Genomic DNA, 18,805 nt, shown 5'->3' with positions numbered 1-18,805 from the left:
GGACACGACGAACAAGGAGTGGTCATGGCAACTGAGGTGGAGTCCGGTGACCTCGTGCAGGCAGCCGGCCATGCGGGTCCGTGGACGGTAGTCGAAGTTCGCCAGGGGATGGCGCTGCTCGAACACAGTGACGGGCACAGGTTGTCGCGTCGAACGACGACGTTGACCGTCGTCCGCAAGGGTTCGGGCAAGAAGGCAACGGCCGTCGAAGACGGGAAGGACGAAAACGGATCGCCAACTCTGTTCGACTGAAACCGCAGCTCGACTGAAACCGCAGCTCGACTGATCTTCCGTCAGTTCGAGACGGCGTCAGCTGGAGAAAATGTCGTCTACGCGTTTGTCGAAGTATTCGGCGATTCGGAACGCCAGTGAGAGACGCGGGTCGAAGTGTCCCTTCTCGATCGAGATGACGGTCTGGCGTGTGATGCCGAGCGCGTCGGCGCACGCTTGCTGTGACAATCCGGCTGCCGTACGAAGTTCTTGAAGGTTGTTGCGCATCAGATCTCGTCAGATCTCGAATGTGGGGTGCGGTCCCTCGACACTGCCCAGTACCGGATTCCGAAGTCGGCCAGACCGAGGGCTGTAAACATTACGAGCGGCAGTTCGGGAGCGCCGAAGACATTGTGCGCGATCAGCGCGATCCCCATGGCAGTGATCAAGTCGGTGAACGCGCCGAAGCCGGCCTTGCGACTCCATTCTGTTTCGACGGTGTCCTCGGGGTAGGCGGGGGCCTTGTCGTTATCCGATGGAAAAAGGGCCCACGCCGACCCGATACAAGCCGGTGCCATGACGATTGCGAAGACGATGAAGGCCAACGTCTTCCGATCATTGGCGGTCAATGCTGCGAAAAAGCTGAAGGCTAGCGTTGCTGCGACGCCGATACCGATGATCAGGCTCCACCGTGCCGTGGTGCTCATGAAGCCTCCCAGGTGTAAGAGTTCTTTGACATGCCTGAGCGTAGGTCTACGTGCGCTGGATGTCAAAGAACTCTTACATCGCGCTGAGGGTCAAGCGACCCCGAAAGGCGCTGCGTATGAAAACTTCCCCGTCTGATCGGGGCGGTGCGTGGTGAGGGTCCTGATCTGAAAGTGCTCGCCCCACTCGGCTTCCGGAGAATCGATCCCGGCGTCCGTGCTGGTGACGAACCCGAACTGCGGGTAGTACTCGGTGCTGCCCAGGAGGGCGAGCAGTGGCACGTCCAGAGCGTCGGACGCACCGATCACCGCGTGCATCAGCGCCGAACCGACGCCGCTGCGTTGGTTGTCCGGTGTGACTGCCAACGGGCCGAGGCCAACCGCCTCAACGGGACCGACCCATCCGCGTGTTCCGATCACGAAACCAACGATCTCATCACCGGCGACGGCGACAAGGGACAACTTCGGTAAGTAGTCGTTCGAGGCGAAGAGCTGACGTGTCAGTTCGATCTCGTAGGGAGACTCGCCGGGCGGCGCTTGGTCGGCAAACGCCGCCCCGAGCAGTGAATAGATTGCGTCACGGTCGGAAGAAGTTTCGCGGCGGATGTACATGGCCACGAAACTACCCGCTTCATCTCCGATCGTGCTCCTCGTTTTCGGCCTGACGTGCCACTCGCTTTTCGTAATCCGCACGCCCGTTCGGATCTACCGATGTCAGCGCGCGGCGATCGTCGATCACCCGGCGTCCGATGTTGATCATCCATTCGGGTACTACAGCGTCGATGAGGTCCCAGCCCGCAAGGTAACGCGGAACAGTAGTTTCGGCTCGCCGGTGCGCGACCGTGTCGACGACAGCTTTGGCCACGACCTCGGGTTCAACCGTCGGCATGCCCTTTCCGAGTGGCACACCGGAGGAGAGCCCGGTGCGCACCGCGCTGGGCAGGATGGCGCTGACGCTGACGCCGGAATCTGCGAATTCGACACGAGCAGAGGCGGAAAGGCCCACCGCACCGAACTTGCTTGCGTTGTACACGGCCATTCCTGGCACCGGTAGCTTGCCTGCCATGGATGCGATGTTGACGACGTGGCCGCGTCGCCGATCCACCATGCCGGGCAGCACGGTGCGCATCCCGTGAATCGGGCCCCAGACATTGACGTCGAGGGTTACTCGACTGGTGGCGTCGGACTCGTCGAGGAAGCTGCCGAGCGGCATCACGCCCGCATTGTTGACCAGAATGTCGATGTGACCGAATTCGCCGATCACTGTGGAGACGAACACATCCCAGGATTCGCGTGAGGTGACGTCCAGAGCGTACCCGCGGGCCCGTGCGCCGATGGATGCGGCGGTGTCGACGGCCGTCTCCTCGTCGAGGTCGCCGACGCAGACGAGTGCGCCGCGAGCTGCGAACAACTCCGCTGTGGCCCGGCCGATTCCGCGGCCACCTCCGGAGATGACGACGACTGCTCCGTCGAGATCGATCGGCGGGTAGGTGGTGCCGAAAAGGCTCATGTGGTGTACTCCGGTTCGGGGGTGGTGGTGGGCTCAGCGGGGGTGTCGTCTGACGCAGGGTTGTCGGACAGCGTGTGGTTGTAGGCGTATGGATCGAAGGCCCGTAGCCGTCGACGCATGGCTCCTGACGACCACGGCCAGTTGAAGCTGTTGCGGCCGTTGACGTCGAAGAAATAGCTTTCGCAACCACCGGCGTTGTAGACCGTGGTACCCAATGCCTCCTGAACTTGAGAGTTGAAGGCTGCCTGTACTTCCGGGCGCACGTCGATGGTTTTCCAGCCGTGCCGACGAGCGTGGCCGATCGCCTGTGCCACATAGTTCAGTTGGGCTTCCAGAATCATGAAGGCCGACGTGTGTCCGGTGCCGAGGCTCGGGCCCAGCAGAATGAACGCGTTGGGGAATCCGCTGACGGCGGAACCGAAGTACGCCCGCGGGCTTCCCTGCCAATGATCGTCGAGTGATCGACCTTCTCCGTCGAATACCTTTGATGCAATGGGCATGTCGAGGATGTGGAAGCCCGTTCCGAAGATGATCGCGTCCACTTCCGATTCCACTCCGTCGGCTCCGATCACGGTGTTGCCGTGGATCTCTTCGACTGCGTTGGCATGGACGGTCACGTTGGGTCTGCCGAGGGCCGGGTAGTACGAGTTCGACATGAGTAGTCGCTTGCAACCGAGGGTGTAGTCGGGAGTCAGCGCCTTGCGTAGCTTCGGATCGCGCACCTGCAAGCGCAATTGGGCCGACCCGAGTTTCTGCACGATACGCAGGATCCACGGATTGCGGAACCCCAATCCAAGCGCTTCCATGATTCCGTATTCGATGCTGCGTAGAGCCTTGTGCGCTCCCGGTACGAATCGCATGACGGACCTTTCGATCCGCGGTACGTAGTGATCGGGTTTGGGAAGGACCCATTGAGCGGTGCGTTGGTAAAGGTGAAGGGCGGACACGTCGGAGACGATGCGCGGCACGAATTGGACTGCGGAAGCGCCGGTACCTACGACGGCGACGCGCTTTCCGGTCAAGTCGTAGTCGTGATTCCACTGCGAGGAATGAAACACCTCGCCCTCGAACGTTTCCAGCCCGGGGATCGCCGGCGTCAAGGGTTCGTTCCACGGGCCGGCGGCGGCTATCACGAAACGAGCAGTGAGTTCACCGCTGGAAGTTGTTATCTTCCAAACTGATTGCGATGCGTCCCACTGTGCGGAGAGCATTTCGACCCCGAAGCGAACGTGCTTGTCGACCCCGTGGCGGACGGCCGTGTCCTCGATGTACTCGCGGATCTCCGGCTGCTCCGCGAACAGTCGGGTCCAATCCGGATTGGCGGCAAAGGAATACGAGTACAGGCCGGACGGGACGTCGCAGGCACAACCGGGATAGGTGTTGGCGCGCCAGGTGCCGCCGAGGGAGTCCGCTTTCTCGAGCAGGACAAAATTGTCGATCCCGAGGCGCTGCAGGTGAATTGCTGCACCGATCCCGGAGATCCCCCCACCGATGATCACGACCTCGAAGTGGTCAGTTCTGTTGTTCACTGAGTCTGCGCTTTCACTGGTGGGGCGGGGTGGAGTGGAACGGGCGCGCATCGAGTTCGCGTTTCACGCTCGCACGTGTTGTACGTAGGGATGATTCGAAGGTGGCGAGCCGCCGTCGGCCGTCCATGAAGTTGGCGCCCATGACGGCGAGATCGTCGTCGGTGGCGTCTATGCGCAAGACCCTGGTTCCCGCAGCGCGCACCAGTTCGATTTCCCGGTCGAGGCCCTTGGACATGGAGTTCCGCAGGGCGCCGCGTTCGATACGGGCGGCGCCGCGCGCCGGCTTCAATGTTCGAGATGCCATGGGCGCCAGTACAACCAGCTCGTCGAGTTCGAGGGGGAGCAGGAGGTCTACCGATGCCGTGGACGCCGCGCCGCCGTCGATGTACCTGACGCCGTCGATGGTGACAGGTGGGAACCAGCCGGGAATCGCCCAAGACGCTCGAAGCGCTTCACCGACTGTCGCTTTCGGAGCCCCCTGTGCCCCGAACGCGACCCGTCGCCCGGTTCTGTAGTCCATGGATACCATGTACGCGCGCGGATGTGGGAGCCACGAATCGCCAGGGGCAAGAGATTCGGCGAGCGTGGTGAGCCAGGACGGGTCGCCGCCACCACGCGGTGCGATACCGCTCATCCGGCTCAGAACGGGAAGATCTCGACGCGTCACCAGTCGTGGATTGCCGATCCCCAAACTCGGAAGTGGCGGGATTCTTCCGGGCGCCGATGCTGTGTGGGCGAGGAGTTCGGGACGTGCGGCGGGCTCTCCGAGTTGCATGGCTACCAACTCGTCGACGCCGACTCCGCTGCCGAGCATTGTCACGAACTCGGCTCCGGCGGACGTGCCGATGATGGCGGTGGCTTCGCGGGGATCCCAGTCGAGGGCGTCCCGAACCGAGGCGAGGGCAGCAACGGTCCAGGCGAAGCCGAGGGTGCCGCCGCATCCGATTGCCAATCCCCGTCTAGGCGCGCTGTGTCGTCCGGACCCGGGCGCGGTGGTGCCGGTCACTTCTGAAGTCATATTTCGGAGACTATCAGTATCTGAATAACGTGGGTACCCCAAATTTGGGTTTCGGGAGTGCGCCTGCGGTGCGCTTCCGGTATTCGGCTACCGTTGGAATCTCGATACTCAGAACCGCGAGGAGGTTCCGATGGCGCGATTGACCAGGCAGGAAGCGCAGGCGATGACCCGCGAGACCTTGTTGGCGACGGCCGTCGAACATTTCCTCGATCGCGGGTACGCCGCCGCGTCGCTCGATCAGATCGCTGAGGATGCCGGTTATTCCAAAGGTGCGGTGTACTCGAACTTCAAGAACAAGGACGAGTTGTGCGCCGAGGTGCTCGGCCGAATCAGGTTGACCAAGGTCGGCGAGATCACCTCACAGCTCGGAGCCAATTCGACGCTCGACGACGCGGTGGCCGAGTTCGCGCGATGGGCCGAGCGAACCATCGGGGACAAGAGATGGACGTTGCTCGAAGTCGAGTTCTCGGTGCGATCGCGGCACAGCGAAGAGATCCGCGAAAAGATCGCGACGGGTGCCGATCAGGTGCGCGGATTGATTGCCGGAGTGGTGCAACATCTTGCCGAGTCCAACGGCGTGACGCCGGCACTGGACCCGAACGCCGCGGCACTGCGCATACTCAGCGTCGGAATCGGTTTGGGGCTACAGCGTGCGATCAGCCCTGAGCTGCCGGTTGATCCGCTGGTGGATACGTTGCGGGAGATTTTGCTGGGTGGGTGAGTAGAACGCGGAGCATTCCGCCGATCTCGGCGACGGCGGTGCGCGAACCGACGCTCGGTCCAAGAACGTTGACGAAGCCGTGGATGAACCCGCGATAGCGTCGATCGGTCACGTGAACACCGTTGTCGCGCAATCGAGCTGCGTAGGCTTCGCCTTCGTCCCGGAGTGGATCGAATCCCGCCGTGATCACGATGGCCGGCGGCAGTCCGGTCGCGTCGGGGGCGCGTAGCGGCGACACCATCGGATCGAGTCGATCGGCATTGCTGCCGAGGAAGCTGGACTCGTAGAAGTTCATGTTGGCCTCGGTCAGGAAGAAACCTTCACCGAACGTCGTTCGCGAGGGGGCCTTCTCGTGAAAGTCGGTCGCGGGGTAGATCAACAGCTGCGCCGCCGGTGGGGTCTTGCCGTCGTCGCGGGCACGCAGCGCGACCGTTGCGGAAAGATGCCCGCCCGCGCTGTCGCCCCCGACAGCGATGCGCGTCGGGTCTGCGCAGAACTCGTCGGCGCGGTCGACGATATCGAGGTAGGCGGCGTAGGCATCGTGTACCGGTGTGGGGAAAGCGAATTCGGGTGAGAGCCGGTAGTCGACCGAGATGACCCGTGCGCCGGAGGTTTCGGCCAACAGGCGGCACGGGGCATCGTGGGATTCGATGCTGCCCTGTACCCACCCGCCGCCGTGGAAGTAGACGAGCAGAGCGCCGGTGTCGGCTGTCGGGACGTAGAGCCGGGCGCGAAGCGGGCCGTCGGCACCCGAAACGGAGATCTCCTCGGTGTGGACGGGCGTGGGCCTGCCGCCCATCATGATCGCGGTTCGGGTGAGATTGGCGCGAGCAGCGGCGAGTGACTGGGGATCGGTTGAATGCGAGGGGAGTGGCCGCGTCTTCGCGAGCGTGAGCAGAAGGTGTGCGTCGGCGTCGAGCGTGTTGCCCTCGATGACGACGGGTGGTCCGGTGATTCGACGTTTCACCGCGCTGGGCAGTGCGAATGCGGCTGCCACCAAGGATGCTTCGGCGCGATCTCGAATGCTGCGGCTGCTGGCCTGCTTCACGGATTCCGACACGTGGCGCAGACTACCAAGCATGACTACTGCGGCACTGTCGATCACGCAGATCGAGAACACACATCTGGTTCGGTGCGGTCACGCCAATTGGGTCCTGGTCGAAGAGGGGTCCGATCTGACCTTGATCGACGGCGGATATCCGGCCAACGGCACCGACGTCGAACGCTCGATCGAACAGATCGGTCACCAGCTCGGGGATGTTCGGGCAATTCTCGTCACTCACGCGCACATCGATCACATCGGTGGGATCGCGGACATCGTGACTCGGCTCGAGGTTCCGGTCCTGATGGATCCGTTGGAAGTGCCGCATGCGAAGAGGGCGTATCTGCAACAGTTGTCGCCGGCCGGAGTTCCGTTGCTGTTGTGGCGGCGAGGTGCTCCGAAATGGCTTCGCGACGTGATCGGAGTCGGCGCGTTGAAAGGTGCGGAACTGCCTCGGGCACAGTCCTTTGCGTCCGGTGGTGCGCTGGACGTTCCCGGTCGGATCGTGCCGATTCCCACTCATGGGCATACCGACGGCCACAGCGCTTACCTTGTTCCCGACGCAGGAGTGATCGCGTCGGGTGACGCTCTGGTGACCGGACACGCGACGTCGAGCGTCGCCGGACCACAGTTTCTGGTGTGCCCCTTCAATCATGATCGTGAAGCGACCGACCAGGCGTTGGACAATATCGCCGCTGCACCTGCCGGCGTGCTGTTTCCCGGACACGGTCCGGTTTACGAGGGCAGCATGACTGCCGCGGTCGAACAGGCCCGAGCAGGTCGGACAAGGATGCGTCCATGACTACTGTCGAAACGGTCGACGAAGGTGCGGTGCACGGTTTCCTTCATCGACCTGCTTCTGTGTCCTTCGCGTCGCCCGTCGCCACGCTTGCACTGACTCACGGCGCAGGAAGTAACTGCGACACCGTGCTGTTGCGTGCTGTTGCCGACGGCTTTGCTGCTGCAGGAGTGCAAGTTCTGCGCTTCGATCTCGCGTTTCGGGTGCGTCGAGCTTCGGGGCCTCCGCATCCGTCGCGTGCTGCAGAGGATCGCGCGGGCATTGCCGAGGTGATTGCTGCTCTTCGCAAGGACTACTCGGTGCCCGGACCCGTTCTGCTCGGCGGACATTCGTACGGCGGTCGGCAGGCGTCGATGCTTGCGGCGGAGAACCCGGGACTTGTCGACGGCCTGGTCCTTCTCTCCTATCCACTGCATCCACCGAAGAAGCCCGAGAAGCTCAGAACCGAACACCTGCCCGACCTGAACACACCGACCGTTGTCGTCCACGGTTCGAAGGACGAGTTCGCGACAACGGAGGAGATGCGGGCAGCACTCGCCTTGATTCCCGCCGCGGCGCGTCTGGTGGAGTTCGAAGGAGCTCGACACGACTTGTCCGTGGTGAAATTTCCGGTGGTGGAGGAGACAGTCGCGGCCGCATCGGCGGTGTTTGCGTTCTGAACGCCCAGCGGGCGGTTGCCCGTGTCGGTGGTTCCTGGTGAGATCGAACCATGAGTGCTCAGCCGTATCAGCCCAGTGCCCTGTCCGACGTCACGGTGAGCGTCGACGGTGACGACACAGTCGTCAGCTTTCCTCGGGTTCTGCCGTATTCCGTCGAGAAGGTGTGGGAGGCGATCACCGACCCTGAGATGTTGGCGCAATGGACGCCGTACACCGCCGATCGGAACCTGAGCCGTACCGGTGACGCGGTGATCACCATGCTCACCGAGGACGGCGCCCCCGAAATGTCGCTGCCGGTCACCGTTCACGTCGTGGAGACCACTCGGCGGCTCGAACACGAGTGGGGCCCGGACGAATTGGTGTGGGACCTGACCCCGATCGAAGGCGGTACCCGCGTCGTGCTGACGCAGAGGTCGCGCGCCGAGGGGATGGCGTCGGCGCTCGCTGCGGGGTGGCATCTGTGCTTCGACGTACTCGATGCCCTTCTGGCAGGCGAGCCCTTCGGGCCGATCGTGGGTGAACGGGCGCGCGAGTACGGCTGGGACGCACTCAACTCCGGTTACGCGCGACAGTTGGGCATCGACGAATCTCAGGTCTGGTAGCTGCTCAGAGTTTGCGACTGGCAGGCTTTCTGGTGGAGGCTCGCGCGATCAGTTCGACGGGAAGCTTCACGGATTCGACGCTCTTGCCGGAGATCAGTGCCAGTAGGTGCTCGAGCCCGGTCGCACCGATCTTTCGAGCGGGGGACCTGACCGTCGTCAGGGGCACCGGGAGTTGGGAGACAACCGGAATGTCGTTGTAGCCGACCAACGCAAGATCGTCGGGAATGCTCAACCCGAGATCACGGGCCACACCGAGTACGCCGATCGCGATGGTGTCGCTCACCGTGAAAACGGCGTCAGGGCGCGTGTTCCCGCTGAGCAGTGTGGCCGCCGCATCGACACCCCCTTGAACTTCGAACTCGGACGCCACTATTCGGTTCGGCGGCAGTTCCAGACCGGCTTCGGCCAGGGCATCGCGGAAACCCGCGACGCGTTCCCGCGACGTGCTGGCGTGATCCGGCCCCGCGATCACTCCGAGATCGCGATAGCCGCAGTCCAGTAGATGCTTCCCCGCGAGGTAGCCGCCGAGGCGGTCGTCGCCGCTGACAAAGGGAAGGCTTCGGTTGACGGATGACGTCGCCGAGTCGATGTGCCGGTTCAGCAGCAGGATCGGCAGTGAGCGCAGGGGGAGCGAGTCGACGAAATCGGTACCCGGCAGGTGAATGCTGCTCAGCATGAGACCGTCGACCTGTCGGCTCACCAGGAACTCGACCGCTTTGCGTTGCGCTTCCAGATCGTCGGGCGGGCTGGAGAGCAAGACGGAGTACCCGGCTGCGGTGGCGGCTTCCTCGATGCCTTGGAACATGGTGGCCACTACAACGTCTGTCAGTCTCGGCATCACGACGCCGATGGTGGTGGTCTTGCGGGTACGAAGGCTGGCTGCCCACAGATTCGGTTGGTAACCGAGTTCCTCGGCAACCTGACGAACTCGGAGTGCGGAGTCGGACCAACCGTCGGCGGGCTCGGGCTGACGGAGGACCCGCGACGCCGTCGAGATGTGGACCCCGGCCTGGTCGGCGATTTCGCGCAACGTCGGCGGACGGCCGTTGCTGCGGTTCGACGGATCGGGCGTCATCTGCGTCGTGGCTCCTGGTGTGCGTCGGTCCTGAGTTGATTCGGTGTCGGTCGGCAGTTCGGGGATTGACGGGTGCGCAACCGGGCTCTACTCTAGGCGATGCAAACGATTGCGCAATCGTTCTCGCAAAGGATTGCGCCCGAGAACACTGGAGGCCCCGTGACCACGCCGCAGTCCCTGTCCGAGCTTTTTGCCATCGACACCCTGCTGGACGCCGAGGAGATCGCGATCCGCGACACGGTCCGCAAGATGGTCGACGATCGCATTCGCCCGCACGTAGGTGAATGGTTCGAAGCGGCAGCACTGCCGGCTCGTGAGCTGGCCAAGGAACTGGGCGCGCTCGGCGTACTGGGCATGCACCTCGAGGGCTACGGCTGTGCCGGGATGAGCGCCACGGCGTACGGGTTGGCCTGCCAGGAACTCGAAGCTGTCGATTCGGGCATTCGCAGCCTCGTCTCGGTCCAGGGCTCGCTCGCCATGTTCGCGATCCACCACAACGGAAGTGAAGAGCAGAAGGAAGAATGGCTCCCGCGAATGGCGGCGGGTGAAGCCATCGGCTGCTTCGGTCTCACGGAACCCGATTTCGGATCCAACCCCGGCGGTATGCGAACCAACGCCAAGCGCGACGGCGACGACTGGATCCTCAACGGCACCAAGATGTGGATCACCAACGGCTCCATCGCGGACGTCGCCGTGGTCTGGGCTCGAACCGACGACGGCGTGCGCGGATTTGTCGTTCCCACCGACACTCCGGGATTCTCCGCCCCCGAGATCAAGAACAAGATGTCGCTCCGGGCGTCGGTCACCTCGGAACTGGTGCTCGAGGACGTGCGTCTGCCTGCCTCGGCGATGCTGCCCAAGGCTCGCGGACTGTCCGGCCCGCTCGGCTGCCTCAACGAGGCACGCTTCGGCATCATCTTCGGGGCAATGGGTGCAGCACGTGACTGCCTCGAGACTGCGATCTCATATGCACGTGATCGCAAGGTCTTCGACAAGTCGCTCGCCGCGTATCAGATCACCCAGGCCAAGATCGCCGACATGGCAGTCGAATTGGGCAAGGGGCAGTTGCTCGCCATCCACCTCGGGCGCCTCAAGGACGCCGGGACGGTTCGCCCCGAGCAGGTCAGCACCGGCAAGCTCAACAATGTCCGCGAGGCCATCAAGATCGCCCGTGAATGCCGAACCATTCTGGGCGCCAACGGCATCACGCTCGAGTACCCCGTGATCCGGCACGCCAACAACCTCGAATCCGTTCTCACCTACGAGGGCACGTCCGAGGTTCACCAGCTCGTGATCGGCCGCGCTCTCACCGGTGAAGAAGCTTTCCGGTGACGGCAGACGCTGTCGGAGCGCTCGACGGGTTGGTGATCGCTGATTTCGGCCGCGTCCTCGCCGGTCCGTACGCCACGATGATTCTCGCCGACCTGGGTGCCGAGGTCGTCAAGATCGAGCGGCCGGGTGTCGGTGACGACACTCGCAGCTGGGGCCCACCGTGGGTGGGGGACGAGTCGAGCTACTTTCTGTCGGTGAACCGCAACAAGAAGTCGGTCACTCTGGACCTGCGCGAGCGCGAGGATCTGGAAAGTGCACGCGAGCTGGTTCGCAATGCGGACGTCGTGGTGCAGAACTTCCTGCCGGGAACGATGGACCGTCTGGGGCTGGGCTACGACGCTGTCCGAGAAATGAATCCGCGTGCGGTCTACTGCTCGATCAGCGGCTTCGGTGGCAACAACTCTCTGCCAGGATACGACCTGTTGATTCAGGCGGTCGGCGGATTGATGAGTATCACCGGACCCGATCCCAAGACTCCCACCAAGGTCGGTGTCGCGGTGGTCGACGTCATCACCGGCCTGCATGCCAGCGTGGGAATCCTTGCAGCGCTGCGCCATCGCGATCGCACAGGCGAAGGGCAGCACGTCGAGGTCAATCTGTTGTCCTCGTTGCTGTCCGCACTGGCCAACCAGTCGTCCGGCTACGTGGCCGCGGGCGTGGTGCCGCAGGCAATGGGCAACCGGCATCCGAGCATCGCACCATACGAGGTATTCGACACCGCGGACCGTCCGCTGGTCCTCGCGGTTGGCAATGATCGGCAATTCAGTTCGTTGACAGAGGTTCTCGGAGTTTCCGAACTTGCCGCTGATGCGCGTTTCGCGTCCAACAGCGACAGGGTTGCGCATCGAGAAGAACTGTTCGACGCCGTCACTGCTGCATTGGCCAAGGGCTCTGCGGACTCGTGGTTCGAGGCACTGACCGAGCGAGGTGTTCCGTGTGGGCCTCTCAACGACATCGCCGACGCGATAGCGCTGGCGGAACGGCTGAATCTCGATCCGGTGGTGTCCATCGACGACCCGCGTCGCGATGCACCGACTCGGCAGGTAGCCAATCCGATTCGGATGAGCGGCACGCCGGCAACCTATCGGTCGGCCCCGCCGCGGTTGGGGGAGGACAGCGTTCCCACTCCGTCCGGAGTCAGTTGACCCAAGCGAATCGGCCACCGGAATACCGGTGGCCGATCTGCGTGTGTGGCCGACTCAGCTGACCTTCAAGACCAGCTTTCCGGTGTTCGCTCCGGCGAAGAGAAGATTGAGGCTGTCGCCGAACGCGTCGATACCGCCGTCGACGACGTGCTCGCGAGCAGTCAATTCGCCACTCTTGATCCACTTTCCGATCTGCTCTTGTGCTTCTGCGTAGCGATCGAGGTAGTCGAAGACCACGAAGCCGGCCATCGTGGCGCGGTTGACGAGAAGTGACAGGTAGTGAGCAGGGCCTGGCTGAGGTTCGGTGGCGTTGTAGCCCGCGATGGCGCCGCAGATGACCACCCGAGCGCCGAGGCGCAGACGGGAGAGAGCGGCGTCGAGAATTTCTCCGCCGACGTTGTCGAAGTACACGTCGATACCGTCGGGAGCGTTGGACTTGAGCGCCTTGTATACGGATTCGTTCTTGTAGTCGATGGCGACATCGAAGCCGAGGTCCTCGGTGAGCCACGCGCACTTCTCCGGACCGCCGGCGATGCCGATGACCTTGCATCCGTGAAGCTTTGCGATCTGGCCGACCAGACTGCCGACCGCACCCGCGGCACCGGACACGACGACGGTGTCACCGTCTTTCAGCTTTCCGACGTCGAGTAATCCGAAATACGCAGTGACGCCGGGGAAACCGAGAGCGCCGAGCCAGGTCGGCAGGGGAGCGATCGATTCGTCGACCCGAGTGACGTCTGTACCGTCGGAAACGCCGTACTCGGAAGCGCCGAAGGATCCGGCCACGATGTCCCCGACCTGGTAATCGGGGTGCTGTGATTCGGTGATGCGTCCGACGCCGTGGGCGCGCATGACGGAACCGAGCTTGACCGGCGGAACGTACGACTTGACGTCGTTGAGCCAACCGCGCATCGCGGGGTCGAGGGAGAGGTATTCGACCTTGACGACAAACTCGCCCGGTCCGGCGGACGGGATCTCGGCATCGACGTATTCCCAGGTGGAAGCGTCGGGAAGTCCTGTCGGGCGGGCGGCGAGGCGTACTTGGCGGTTGGTCATCTCTCCCCTTCGGCGAAACGAATTGAACTTGAGGCCGGATTCAATATAGGTGATGGATCACGAACTGGGAAGAGTTGGATGAACCGATTGACGACTATGTATGTTCGATCGATGAGCAATGTGGTCGAAGACGCGCCTGGTTGGTTCACTCGGGCGTTGGCAGCGCCGGTCGAGACGGGGTCGGTGGAGGTCGAGGGTGCCTCGGTGCACTTTCGGGCTTGGGGGCCGGCGGGGCCGGGAATCGTGCTGATTCACGGCGGCGCCGCCCACAGTCGCTGGTGGGATCACATTGCGCCGCAGTTCGCCGAGGAGCGCCGCGTCGTCGCTCTCGACTTGACGGGCCACGGCGACAGTCACACTCGCGACGCCTACGCGATGTCCCAGTGGGCTCGCGAGGTGCTGGCGGCGGCCGAGGCAGGGGGAATCGACGGCAAGCCGATTCTGGTGGGGCACAGTATGGGTGGGATTGTTTCTTTCGTGGCCTCGCATCTGCATGGCGAACTGTTGGACGGGGTTGTCATCATCGATTCTCCGCTCAAGGCGCGTACGCCCGAAGAGGAGGCAGCTCGACGCCAGAATGCGTTCGGCCCCAAGAAGGTTTATCCCACCAGGGAAGACGCGATGGGCCGGTTCCGCTTCGTTCCGCCGCAGGATTCGGGTCTGCCGGCGGTGCGTGACCATGTGGCGGCCACGTCGATGGAGGAAGTCGAGGGCGGTTGGTCGTGGAAGTTCGATCCGAATTTCTTTCTCCGAGTAGGCGCCGAAGATGTTCTCGACAGCGAACCACGTTGCCGCGTAGCCTATTTCCGAGCTGAGAACGGCATCGTGTCCGATCGACTCATGGAGCACATGCGCGGATTGTTCGGACCGGAGGCCATCGTGGCGGAGATTCCCGAAGCCGGACATCACGTCATGATCGATCAGCCGTTGCAACTCGTGACCGGGGTGCGAACTGTGTTGAGTGCGTGGTCCGTCGCAAGTCAAGTGCCGGTAGAACAAGCGGCAGGTAACGTCGAGGGAAGGGTAGAAGCATGAGCACGGAATTGACGCTCGAACCGAAAGTCGAAGCTGCACTGAAGTTGTGGCACACCATGATCGAATCCGGCGATCTGTCGGCGCTACCGACGATCGTCGCGCCCGACGCGCAGTTCCGATCGCCCACGGGATTCAAGCCGTACCAGTCCGCGGATGCCGTTGTGCTCATTCTCAATACGGTGATCCAGGTGTTCGAGAACTTCGAGTACCACCGTCAGTTCGCCGGAGCCAACGGTCGACAGGTCGTGCTCGAATTCAGTGCGAACATCGGCGACAAGAGTCTCAAGGGAATCGACATGGTCGAATTCGACGAGGACGGCAAGATCGTCGATTTCGAGGTCATGGTGCGTCCGGCCAGCGGGCTCGCGGCTTTGGCTGCCGAAATGGGTAAGAGGCTCGGGCAGACGCTACCGACCTACAAAGCCTGAACTGAGTCCGGCCAAGGCTCAGTTCGTACTGAATCCGCCGTTGGAGTGAAGGAGTTGTCCCGTAATCCAGCCTCCGGCGTCGGACATCAGAAACCGAACGAGGTTTGCAGTGTCGCCGGGAGTACCCAGCCGGCCGGCAGGAGTCTGGAGGGTTGTGGCCTGTCTGATCTCGGGTGTCATCCATCCTGTGTCGATAGGTCCTGGGTTGACGACGTTGGCTCGTATGCCGCGTGATCCAAGTTCGACTGCGGCGGCGATGACGATGCGGTCGAGAGCGCCCTTGCTGGCCCCGTACGGAAGATTGTGGGCCGCATGGTCGCTGGTGAGTGCGATGATCCGCCCGGCCACCTGACTGACGTCGAGCTGTTCCGGAAGCCGTTCAGCGAACGCTTTGATCAGCAGCCAGGAGGCGCGAGCGTTGACGGCGAAATGTCGTTCCCAGCTCTCGACGGTGGTATCGAGGATCGAGCTGTCGACGCTTTCGCAATGTGAGAGCACCAGCCCACGGAGGTCGTTCCGCGCTGCGGCAGCGTCAACGAGCTGATCGGCCACGTCGGGCGAGGCCAGATCTCCGGGAACCAGGTCGACACGGCTTCCGAGTGCGCGACACTTCTCGGCAATGTCTTGCGGATCGTGCGCTCCGCGCCCGAACCCGACGCGTTCGTCATAAGGCGCCCAGTAGCCGATCGTCAGATCCCAACCATCCTCGGCGAGACCCAATGCGAGGCTTGCTCCGATCGACTTGCTCCGGCCGACGCCGGTGATCAACACGGTCCCGCGCTTGTCAGACACTGCTCGCCTCCAGAGATGTCCTGCAATTCAAATGGGGTGAGGTCACTTCAGATGGAAGCATCACTGTAGCGGGCGAGCTGTCGCCTGTATCGAGCGAGCTGTCGCCGTGCCTCGACCTGACCAGTGTCTTGACACGGCGCTGGTCACAGCGTTTGACTGAGATGCAAGCTCGAGTTGATTCGCCGGACTGTGTCCCGGGAGGTTGACCTATGCGCGGCAATGGAATTGCAGGCAAGGCTTTCTCAAACGAGGGCTGTAGACGTGGACAAGAATCTCACCGAGCAAGGTCTCATCGCGGGACCGTCTCGGTTCTGGCTTTGGTTGGGGTGTGCGTACTTTCGTTTGCCACCACTCAGATGGCCGGCGCGCAACCCGTTGCAGACACAGTCGATACCGGGTTCGTGATCCCATTTGCTGGGGCGCCTGGCTACGAGAGCGTCGCGCCCACGCAGATGACTACTCCGGATCAACTCAATCAGCCGCTCGGTCAGCAGACTGCGGAAGAGATTGCCGCGCAGATCGGACTCGAGCCCGCTGACGCTTTGACCGAGGAGCAGTATCGCGACCTCATGGCGGGCGGTGGGGTCGGTGGCAATCTCGAGGATGCCGAGGTGATCGACGAATGCGCCCGGATTCTCACCAATACGAACGGGCGGCCCCTCTATTCCGGCACTACGCCGTCGGTTCTGGCCAGTTACGGGTTGTACGTGAATCCAGACGGATTGCTGGAGAGTCCGGCCAACGCGGATGCGCCGACGCGACAGGTGAATACGCTGATCGCCCCTGGCGGGTTCGTGGGCACCTGGTTGCGCAACAACGGTGCAACGCACACTCTGATTGCGCTCTATCAGTCGGCATACACGGTGCAGGCAGTCTACGGATTTGCAGCGCAACAGATTTCGGGAGCAGCGCAGCTGGTGGCCAATACCAAAGGCGATGTGAATTCGGAAGTCGGCATGTCGATGGCGCCGCCGCTCTGGATAGTGAACTTCGCACTGCTCTACATCTTGAAGCCGTCACTGGCGGCGGCCATGCCTGCGCACTGGGCTCCCATTCCGCCTGCCGTTGCCGACGCCGTGAAAGCGAGTCCCACCGGTCAAGTCGCTTTCAGTGACTACGCGTCCTATTTCGAGTGATCGGTCTGCCGGACAGCGCTGACGAACTTCTCGATCAACGCGTGGTCCTTGACGCCGCGGGAGGATTCGACGCCGCTGGAGACGTCGACGCCCCAGGCGCCGGTGGCATCGAGTGCGTCGCGAACGTTGTCCGGGGACAGTCCGCCCGCCAGGATCCACTGGCCTTGCGGGCGCGATTGCTGTTGGGCCCAGTTCCACGGCACCCCTGATCCGGCGTCTGCGCCGTCGATCAGGAGTTCGTCCTCGCCGAGGTCGAGATTGTAACCGTCGCGGACGTTGCTGGAGACGACCGCGCGGATGACGGTGAGGCCGGCATCGTGCAGCCGCTGCACCTGCTCGGCGTCGACAAGATCGTGAACCTGTACGGTGCGAAGCCCGGTGATCTTCGCGATCTCGAGGATCTGATCGATCGGGTTGCCGAGAAAGACTCCGATTGCACGGATGTGATCGGGAACTCGCGCGAGCAGAGCGACTGCGAGTGTGGGGTCGACTTTGCGGACGCTCTCGGCGAAGACGAAACCGATGGCGTCGACGCCCAGGCCCACCGTGAGGTCGACCGTGTCAACGTCGCGTAGGCCACAGACCTTGATGAATGTCACCTGATACAGAGTACTAGCGTCGTCGTCTAGCCTCGTGCGTGCGACATTTCTACGCGCGAGAGGCTTGACGTGGACTGGCTCTACCGAATCAGTTTGATCTCGGGACCGCTGCCGGTGATCCTGACTGTCCTTGGGGTCCTGGGTGGTGTGTGGCTGCTCGGTTCGAACGTGCGCTGGTATTACCGCAGAGCGGTGCCGATCGCGGGGCTGATCGCGCTGGTGATCATGATCGCCGTCTGGATCACCGTCGAAAAGGTGATCGTGCCGTTCCCCGATCCCATCGAGATGTCGATCTACGTGTGGATCGGAATCGGTATCTACGCGTTGCTGCTTCTCGGGCCGCGAATCAAGGCAGGCGGAACGATCGCGAAGGCGGTGGTGTCCGTCGTTGCGACCGTTCTGGTCATCGTCACCGCCGCGACGCAGATCAACCTGGTGTTCGCTGCCTACCCGACTGTGGGAATTGCGTTCGGACACGACGATTTCGACCGCATCTCACTCAGTGAAGTTCCCGGTCCGACCGATCCTGTTGTCTCCGGCGATCCCACCGACACGGTGTGGAAAGCGCCGGAGGGCATGCCGATTCGCGGGCGGGTCACGACTTTGCCTGTCCCCGGGACGATTTCAGGATTCTCCGCGCGCGACGCGCAGGTGTATCTGCCGCCGTCGTACTTCACCAATCCGCGTCCGCTTCTTCCCGTGCTCGTGCTCATGGCAGGTCAGCCTGGCAAGCCCGAGGACTGGCTCCAGGGCGGAAAGCTGACCGCGACAATGGATGCCTTTGCACGAGATCACGAGGGGTTGGCTCCAGTCGTCGTGATAGCCGATGGAACAGGGTCGCAGATGGCCAATCCGCTGTGCACCGACTCGTCACAGGGCAAGGTCGGCACGTATCTGGCAAAGGACTTGCCCGCTGCGGTGGCGAATGCGTTCCAGATCGACACGAATCCGCGAGCGTGGGCAATCGGCGGGCTCTCCTACGGTGGCACCTGCTCACTGCAGATGGCGACCAATTACCCCGAGGTGTACCCGACATTCCTCGATCTCTCCGGTCAGTTGGAGCCCTCGCTCGGTGACCGACAGCGAACCGTCGACGAGATATTCGGCGGCGACGAGGCGGCATTCGTGAAGGTGAATCCGATGGACCTGCTGGCGACCCGGAAGTTCCCGAACTCGGGCGGAGTGTTCGTCGTCGGAACAGATGACAACGAGTTCAAGCCGGGTCAGCAAAAGGTGTACGAAGCGGCCAAAGCGGCCGGAATGGACGCCAGGTATCTCGAGCTTCCCGGTGGTCACAGCTTTTCGGTGTGGTCGGCCGGCGTCGAGCAGGAGCTGACGTGGATCTCGCAGCGAATGGGACTGATCAGCTGAATCCTGTTCCGGTTTTGGAACGTGTTCTATATTCGGTGTGTG

The 18,805-nt window shown here is 62.8% G+C and carries 22 protein-coding genes; 11 read left to right on the top strand and 11 right to left on the bottom strand.

Annotated elements, in window-relative coordinates; translation table 11 throughout:
• The first annotated feature begins 24 nt into the window (after positions 1-24).
• Entirely contained in the window at positions 25-252 is a 228-nt protein-coding gene (locus QM609_RS19250) for a hypothetical protein (RefSeq protein WP_030535223.1), read from the top strand.
• A gap of 57 nt (positions 253-309) precedes the next feature.
• On the opposite strand, the gene QM609_RS19245 is transcribed toward QM609_RS19250, so the two are convergent.
• The 6 genes from QM609_RS19245 to QM609_RS19220 form a co-directional block, all read right to left on the bottom strand.
• Positions 310-498, bottom strand: coding sequence for a helix-turn-helix transcriptional regulator (locus QM609_RS19245; RefSeq protein WP_003940277.1), 189 nt, complete (start codon positions 496-498; stop codon positions 310-312).
• Positions 498-917 (bottom strand): hypothetical protein, encoded by a 420-nt coding sequence (locus QM609_RS19240; protein ID WP_050654797.1) that lies wholly within the window; start codon positions 915-917, stop codon positions 498-500. The genes QM609_RS19245 and QM609_RS19240 overlap by 1 nt, the downstream gene beginning before the upstream one ends.
• Positions 918-1,007: 90 nt before the next feature.
• Complete coding sequence (locus QM609_RS19235; protein ID WP_050654796.1) at positions 1,008-1,526, bottom strand: GNAT family N-acetyltransferase; 519 nt, start codon at positions 1,524-1,526, stop codon at positions 1,008-1,010.
• 19 nt (positions 1,527-1,545) lie between these two features.
• Positions 1,546-2,424, bottom strand: a complete 879-nt coding sequence (locus tag QM609_RS19230) for an SDR family oxidoreductase (RefSeq protein WP_007733788.1) — start codon at positions 2,422-2,424, stop codon at positions 1,546-1,548.
• On the bottom strand, positions 2,421-3,953 hold the full coding sequence (locus QM609_RS19225; RefSeq protein WP_050654795.1) for a flavin-containing monooxygenase: 1,533 nt from the start codon (positions 3,951-3,953) through the stop codon (positions 2,421-2,423). Before QM609_RS19225 ends, QM609_RS19230 begins: the two co-directional genes overlap by 4 nt.
• 13 nt (positions 3,954-3,966) lie before the next feature.
• Positions 3,967-4,971, bottom strand: a complete 1,005-nt coding sequence (locus tag QM609_RS19220; RefSeq protein WP_050654794.1) for a patatin-like phospholipase family protein — start codon at positions 4,969-4,971, stop codon at positions 3,967-3,969.
• A gap of 130 nt (positions 4,972-5,101) precedes the next feature.
• Between QM609_RS19220 and QM609_RS19215 the strand changes: the two genes are divergently transcribed.
• Entirely contained in the window at positions 5,102-5,692 is a 591-nt protein-coding gene (locus QM609_RS19215) for a TetR/AcrR family transcriptional regulator (RefSeq protein ID WP_030535226.1), read from the top strand.
• Here QM609_RS19215 and QM609_RS19210 read toward each other — a convergent pair.
• Complete coding sequence (locus QM609_RS19210) at positions 5,628-6,752, bottom strand: alpha/beta hydrolase (RefSeq protein WP_228232235.1); 1,125 nt, start codon at positions 6,750-6,752, stop codon at positions 5,628-5,630. The two genes, QM609_RS19215 and QM609_RS19210, sit on opposite strands and share 65 nt — an antisense overlap.
• Positions 6,753-6,771: 19 nt before the next feature.
• On the opposite strand from QM609_RS19210, the gene QM609_RS19205 reads away from it, so the two are divergent.
• The 3 genes from QM609_RS19205 to QM609_RS19195 are packed head-to-tail and all read left to right on the top strand — an operon-like array spanning position 6,772 to position 8,794.
• Positions 6,772-7,536, top strand: coding sequence for an MBL fold metallo-hydrolase (locus tag QM609_RS19205; RefSeq protein ID WP_050654792.1), 765 nt, complete (start codon positions 6,772-6,774; stop codon positions 7,534-7,536).
• A complete protein-coding gene (locus QM609_RS19200; protein WP_050654791.1) occupies positions 7,533-8,192 on the top strand; it encodes an alpha/beta hydrolase family protein in 660 nt (219 codons plus the stop codon). The genes QM609_RS19205 and QM609_RS19200 overlap by 4 nt, the downstream gene beginning before the upstream one ends.
• A 50-nt stretch (positions 8,193-8,242) precedes the next feature.
• Entirely contained in the window at positions 8,243-8,794 is a 552-nt protein-coding gene (locus QM609_RS19195) for an SRPBCC family protein (RefSeq protein ID WP_003940599.1), read from the top strand.
• 4 nt (positions 8,795-8,798) lie between these two features.
• Here the strand turns inward: QM609_RS19195 and QM609_RS19190 are convergent, their stop codons facing one another.
• Positions 8,799-9,869, bottom strand: a complete 1,071-nt coding sequence (locus QM609_RS19190; RefSeq protein WP_007733803.1) for a LacI family DNA-binding transcriptional regulator — start codon at positions 9,867-9,869, stop codon at positions 8,799-8,801.
• Positions 9,870-10,028: 159 nt separating this feature from the next.
• On the opposite strand from QM609_RS19190, the gene QM609_RS19185 reads away from it, so the two are divergent.
• Together QM609_RS19185 and QM609_RS19180 are read left to right on the top strand one after the other, a co-directional pair.
• Positions 10,029-11,201 carry an acyl-CoA dehydrogenase family protein gene (locus QM609_RS19185; RefSeq protein WP_003939770.1) on the top strand — a complete coding sequence of 391 codons (1,173 nt, stop codon included), beginning with the start codon at positions 10,029-10,031 and terminating at the stop codon, positions 11,199-11,201.
• The gene (locus QM609_RS19180; RefSeq protein ID WP_003939934.1) at positions 11,198-12,346 is read left to right on the top strand and encodes a CaiB/BaiF CoA transferase family protein; all 1,149 of its coding nucleotides are present in this window, start codon (positions 11,198-11,200) and stop codon (positions 12,344-12,346) included. Before QM609_RS19185 ends, QM609_RS19180 begins: the two co-directional genes overlap by 4 nt.
• Before the next feature lie 54 nt (positions 12,347-12,400).
• Here QM609_RS19180 and QM609_RS19175 read toward each other — a convergent pair whose 3' ends face one another.
• Entirely contained in the window at positions 12,401-13,402 is a 1,002-nt protein-coding gene (locus QM609_RS19175; RefSeq protein WP_003939765.1) for an NADP-dependent oxidoreductase, read from the bottom strand.
• A 111-nt stretch (positions 13,403-13,513) separates the two neighbouring features.
• On the opposite strand from QM609_RS19175, the gene QM609_RS19170 reads away from it, so the two are divergent.
• Positions 13,514-14,437 (top strand): alpha/beta fold hydrolase, encoded by a 924-nt coding sequence (locus tag QM609_RS19170; protein WP_050654790.1) that lies wholly within the window; start codon positions 13,514-13,516, stop codon positions 14,435-14,437.
• Entirely contained in the window at positions 14,434-14,865 is a 432-nt protein-coding gene (locus QM609_RS19165; RefSeq protein ID WP_050654789.1) for a nuclear transport factor 2 family protein, read from the top strand. The genes QM609_RS19170 and QM609_RS19165 overlap by 4 nt, the downstream gene beginning before the upstream one ends.
• Before the next feature lie 18 nt (positions 14,866-14,883).
• Here the strand turns inward: QM609_RS19165 and QM609_RS19160 are convergent, their stop codons facing one another.
• Positions 14,884-15,657, bottom strand: a complete 774-nt coding sequence (locus QM609_RS19160) for an SDR family oxidoreductase (protein WP_050654788.1) — start codon at positions 15,655-15,657, stop codon at positions 14,884-14,886.
• A gap of 209 nt (positions 15,658-15,866) precedes the next feature.
• Between QM609_RS19160 and QM609_RS19155 the strand changes: the two genes are divergently transcribed.
• Positions 15,867-16,793: a hypothetical protein gene (locus tag QM609_RS19155; protein ID WP_039973370.1), complete on the top strand. Its 927-nt coding sequence runs from the start codon at positions 15,867-15,869 to the stop codon at positions 16,791-16,793.
• On the opposite strand, the gene QM609_RS19150 is transcribed toward QM609_RS19155, so the two are convergent.
• Positions 16,781-17,392 (bottom strand): phosphoribosylanthranilate isomerase, encoded by a 612-nt coding sequence (locus QM609_RS19150; RefSeq protein ID WP_003940291.1) that lies wholly within the window; start codon positions 17,390-17,392, stop codon positions 16,781-16,783. The genes QM609_RS19155 and QM609_RS19150 overlap by 13 nt on opposite strands.
• Positions 17,393-17,461: 69 nt before the next feature.
• Between QM609_RS19150 and QM609_RS19145 the strand changes: the two genes are divergently transcribed.
• On the top strand, positions 17,462-18,763 hold the full coding sequence (locus QM609_RS19145; protein WP_007733809.1) for an alpha/beta hydrolase: 1,302 nt from the start codon (positions 17,462-17,464) through the stop codon (positions 18,761-18,763).
• Positions 18,764-18,805: the final 42 nt, after the last annotated feature.

The sequence above is a fragment of the Rhodococcus sp. IEGM 1302 genome (assembly GCF_030056935.1).
Taxonomy (GTDB): domain Bacteria; phylum Actinomycetota; class Actinomycetes; order Mycobacteriales; family Mycobacteriaceae; genus Rhodococcus_F; species Rhodococcus_F qingshengii.
This window is presented reverse-complemented; position numbering and strand designations above follow the sequence as displayed.

Excerpts from the sequence above, each read along its gene's own strand:
- QM609_RS19250 (WP_030535223.1), top strand. The coding sequence starts at position 25 with ATGGCAACTGAGGTGGAGTCCGGTGACCTCGTGCAGGCAGCCGGCCAT.
- QM609_RS19245 (WP_003940277.1), bottom strand. The coding sequence starts at position 498 with ATGCGCAACAACCTTCAAGAACTTCGTACGGCAGCCGGATTGTCACAG.
- QM609_RS19240 (WP_050654797.1), bottom strand. The coding sequence starts at position 917 with ATGAGCACCACGGCACGGTGGAGCCTGATCATCGGTATCGGCGTCGCA.
- QM609_RS19235 (WP_050654796.1), bottom strand. The coding sequence starts at position 1,526 with ATGTACATCCGCCGCGAAACTTCTTCCGACCGTGACGCAATCTATTCA.
- QM609_RS19230 (WP_007733788.1), bottom strand. The coding sequence starts at position 2,424 with ATGAGCCTTTTCGGCACCACCTACCCGCCGATCGATCTCGACGGAGCA.
- QM609_RS19220 (WP_050654794.1), bottom strand. The coding sequence starts at position 4,971 with ATGACTTCAGAAGTGACCGGCACCACCGCGCCCGGGTCCGGACGACAC.
- QM609_RS19215 (WP_030535226.1), top strand. The coding sequence starts at position 5,102 with ATGGCGCGATTGACCAGGCAGGAAGCGCAGGCGATGACCCGCGAGACC.
- QM609_RS19205 (WP_050654792.1), top strand. The coding sequence starts at position 6,772 with ATGACTACTGCGGCACTGTCGATCACGCAGATCGAGAACACACATCTG.
- QM609_RS19200 (WP_050654791.1), top strand. The coding sequence starts at position 7,533 with ATGACTACTGTCGAAACGGTCGACGAAGGTGCGGTGCACGGTTTCCTT.
- QM609_RS19195 (WP_003940599.1), top strand. The coding sequence starts at position 8,243 with ATGAGTGCTCAGCCGTATCAGCCCAGTGCCCTGTCCGACGTCACGGTG.
- QM609_RS19190 (WP_007733803.1), bottom strand. The coding sequence starts at position 9,869 with ATGACGCCCGATCCGTCGAACCGCAGCAACGGCCGTCCGCCGACGTTG.
- QM609_RS19175 (WP_003939765.1), bottom strand. The coding sequence starts at position 13,402 with ATGACCAACCGCCAAGTACGCCTCGCCGCCCGCCCGACAGGACTTCCC.
- QM609_RS19170 (WP_050654790.1), top strand. The coding sequence starts at position 13,514 with ATGAGCAATGTGGTCGAAGACGCGCCTGGTTGGTTCACTCGGGCGTTG.
- QM609_RS19165 (WP_050654789.1), top strand. The coding sequence starts at position 14,434 with ATGAGCACGGAATTGACGCTCGAACCGAAAGTCGAAGCTGCACTGAAG.
- QM609_RS19155 (WP_039973370.1), top strand. The coding sequence starts at position 15,867 with ATGCGCGGCAATGGAATTGCAGGCAAGGCTTTCTCAAACGAGGGCTGT.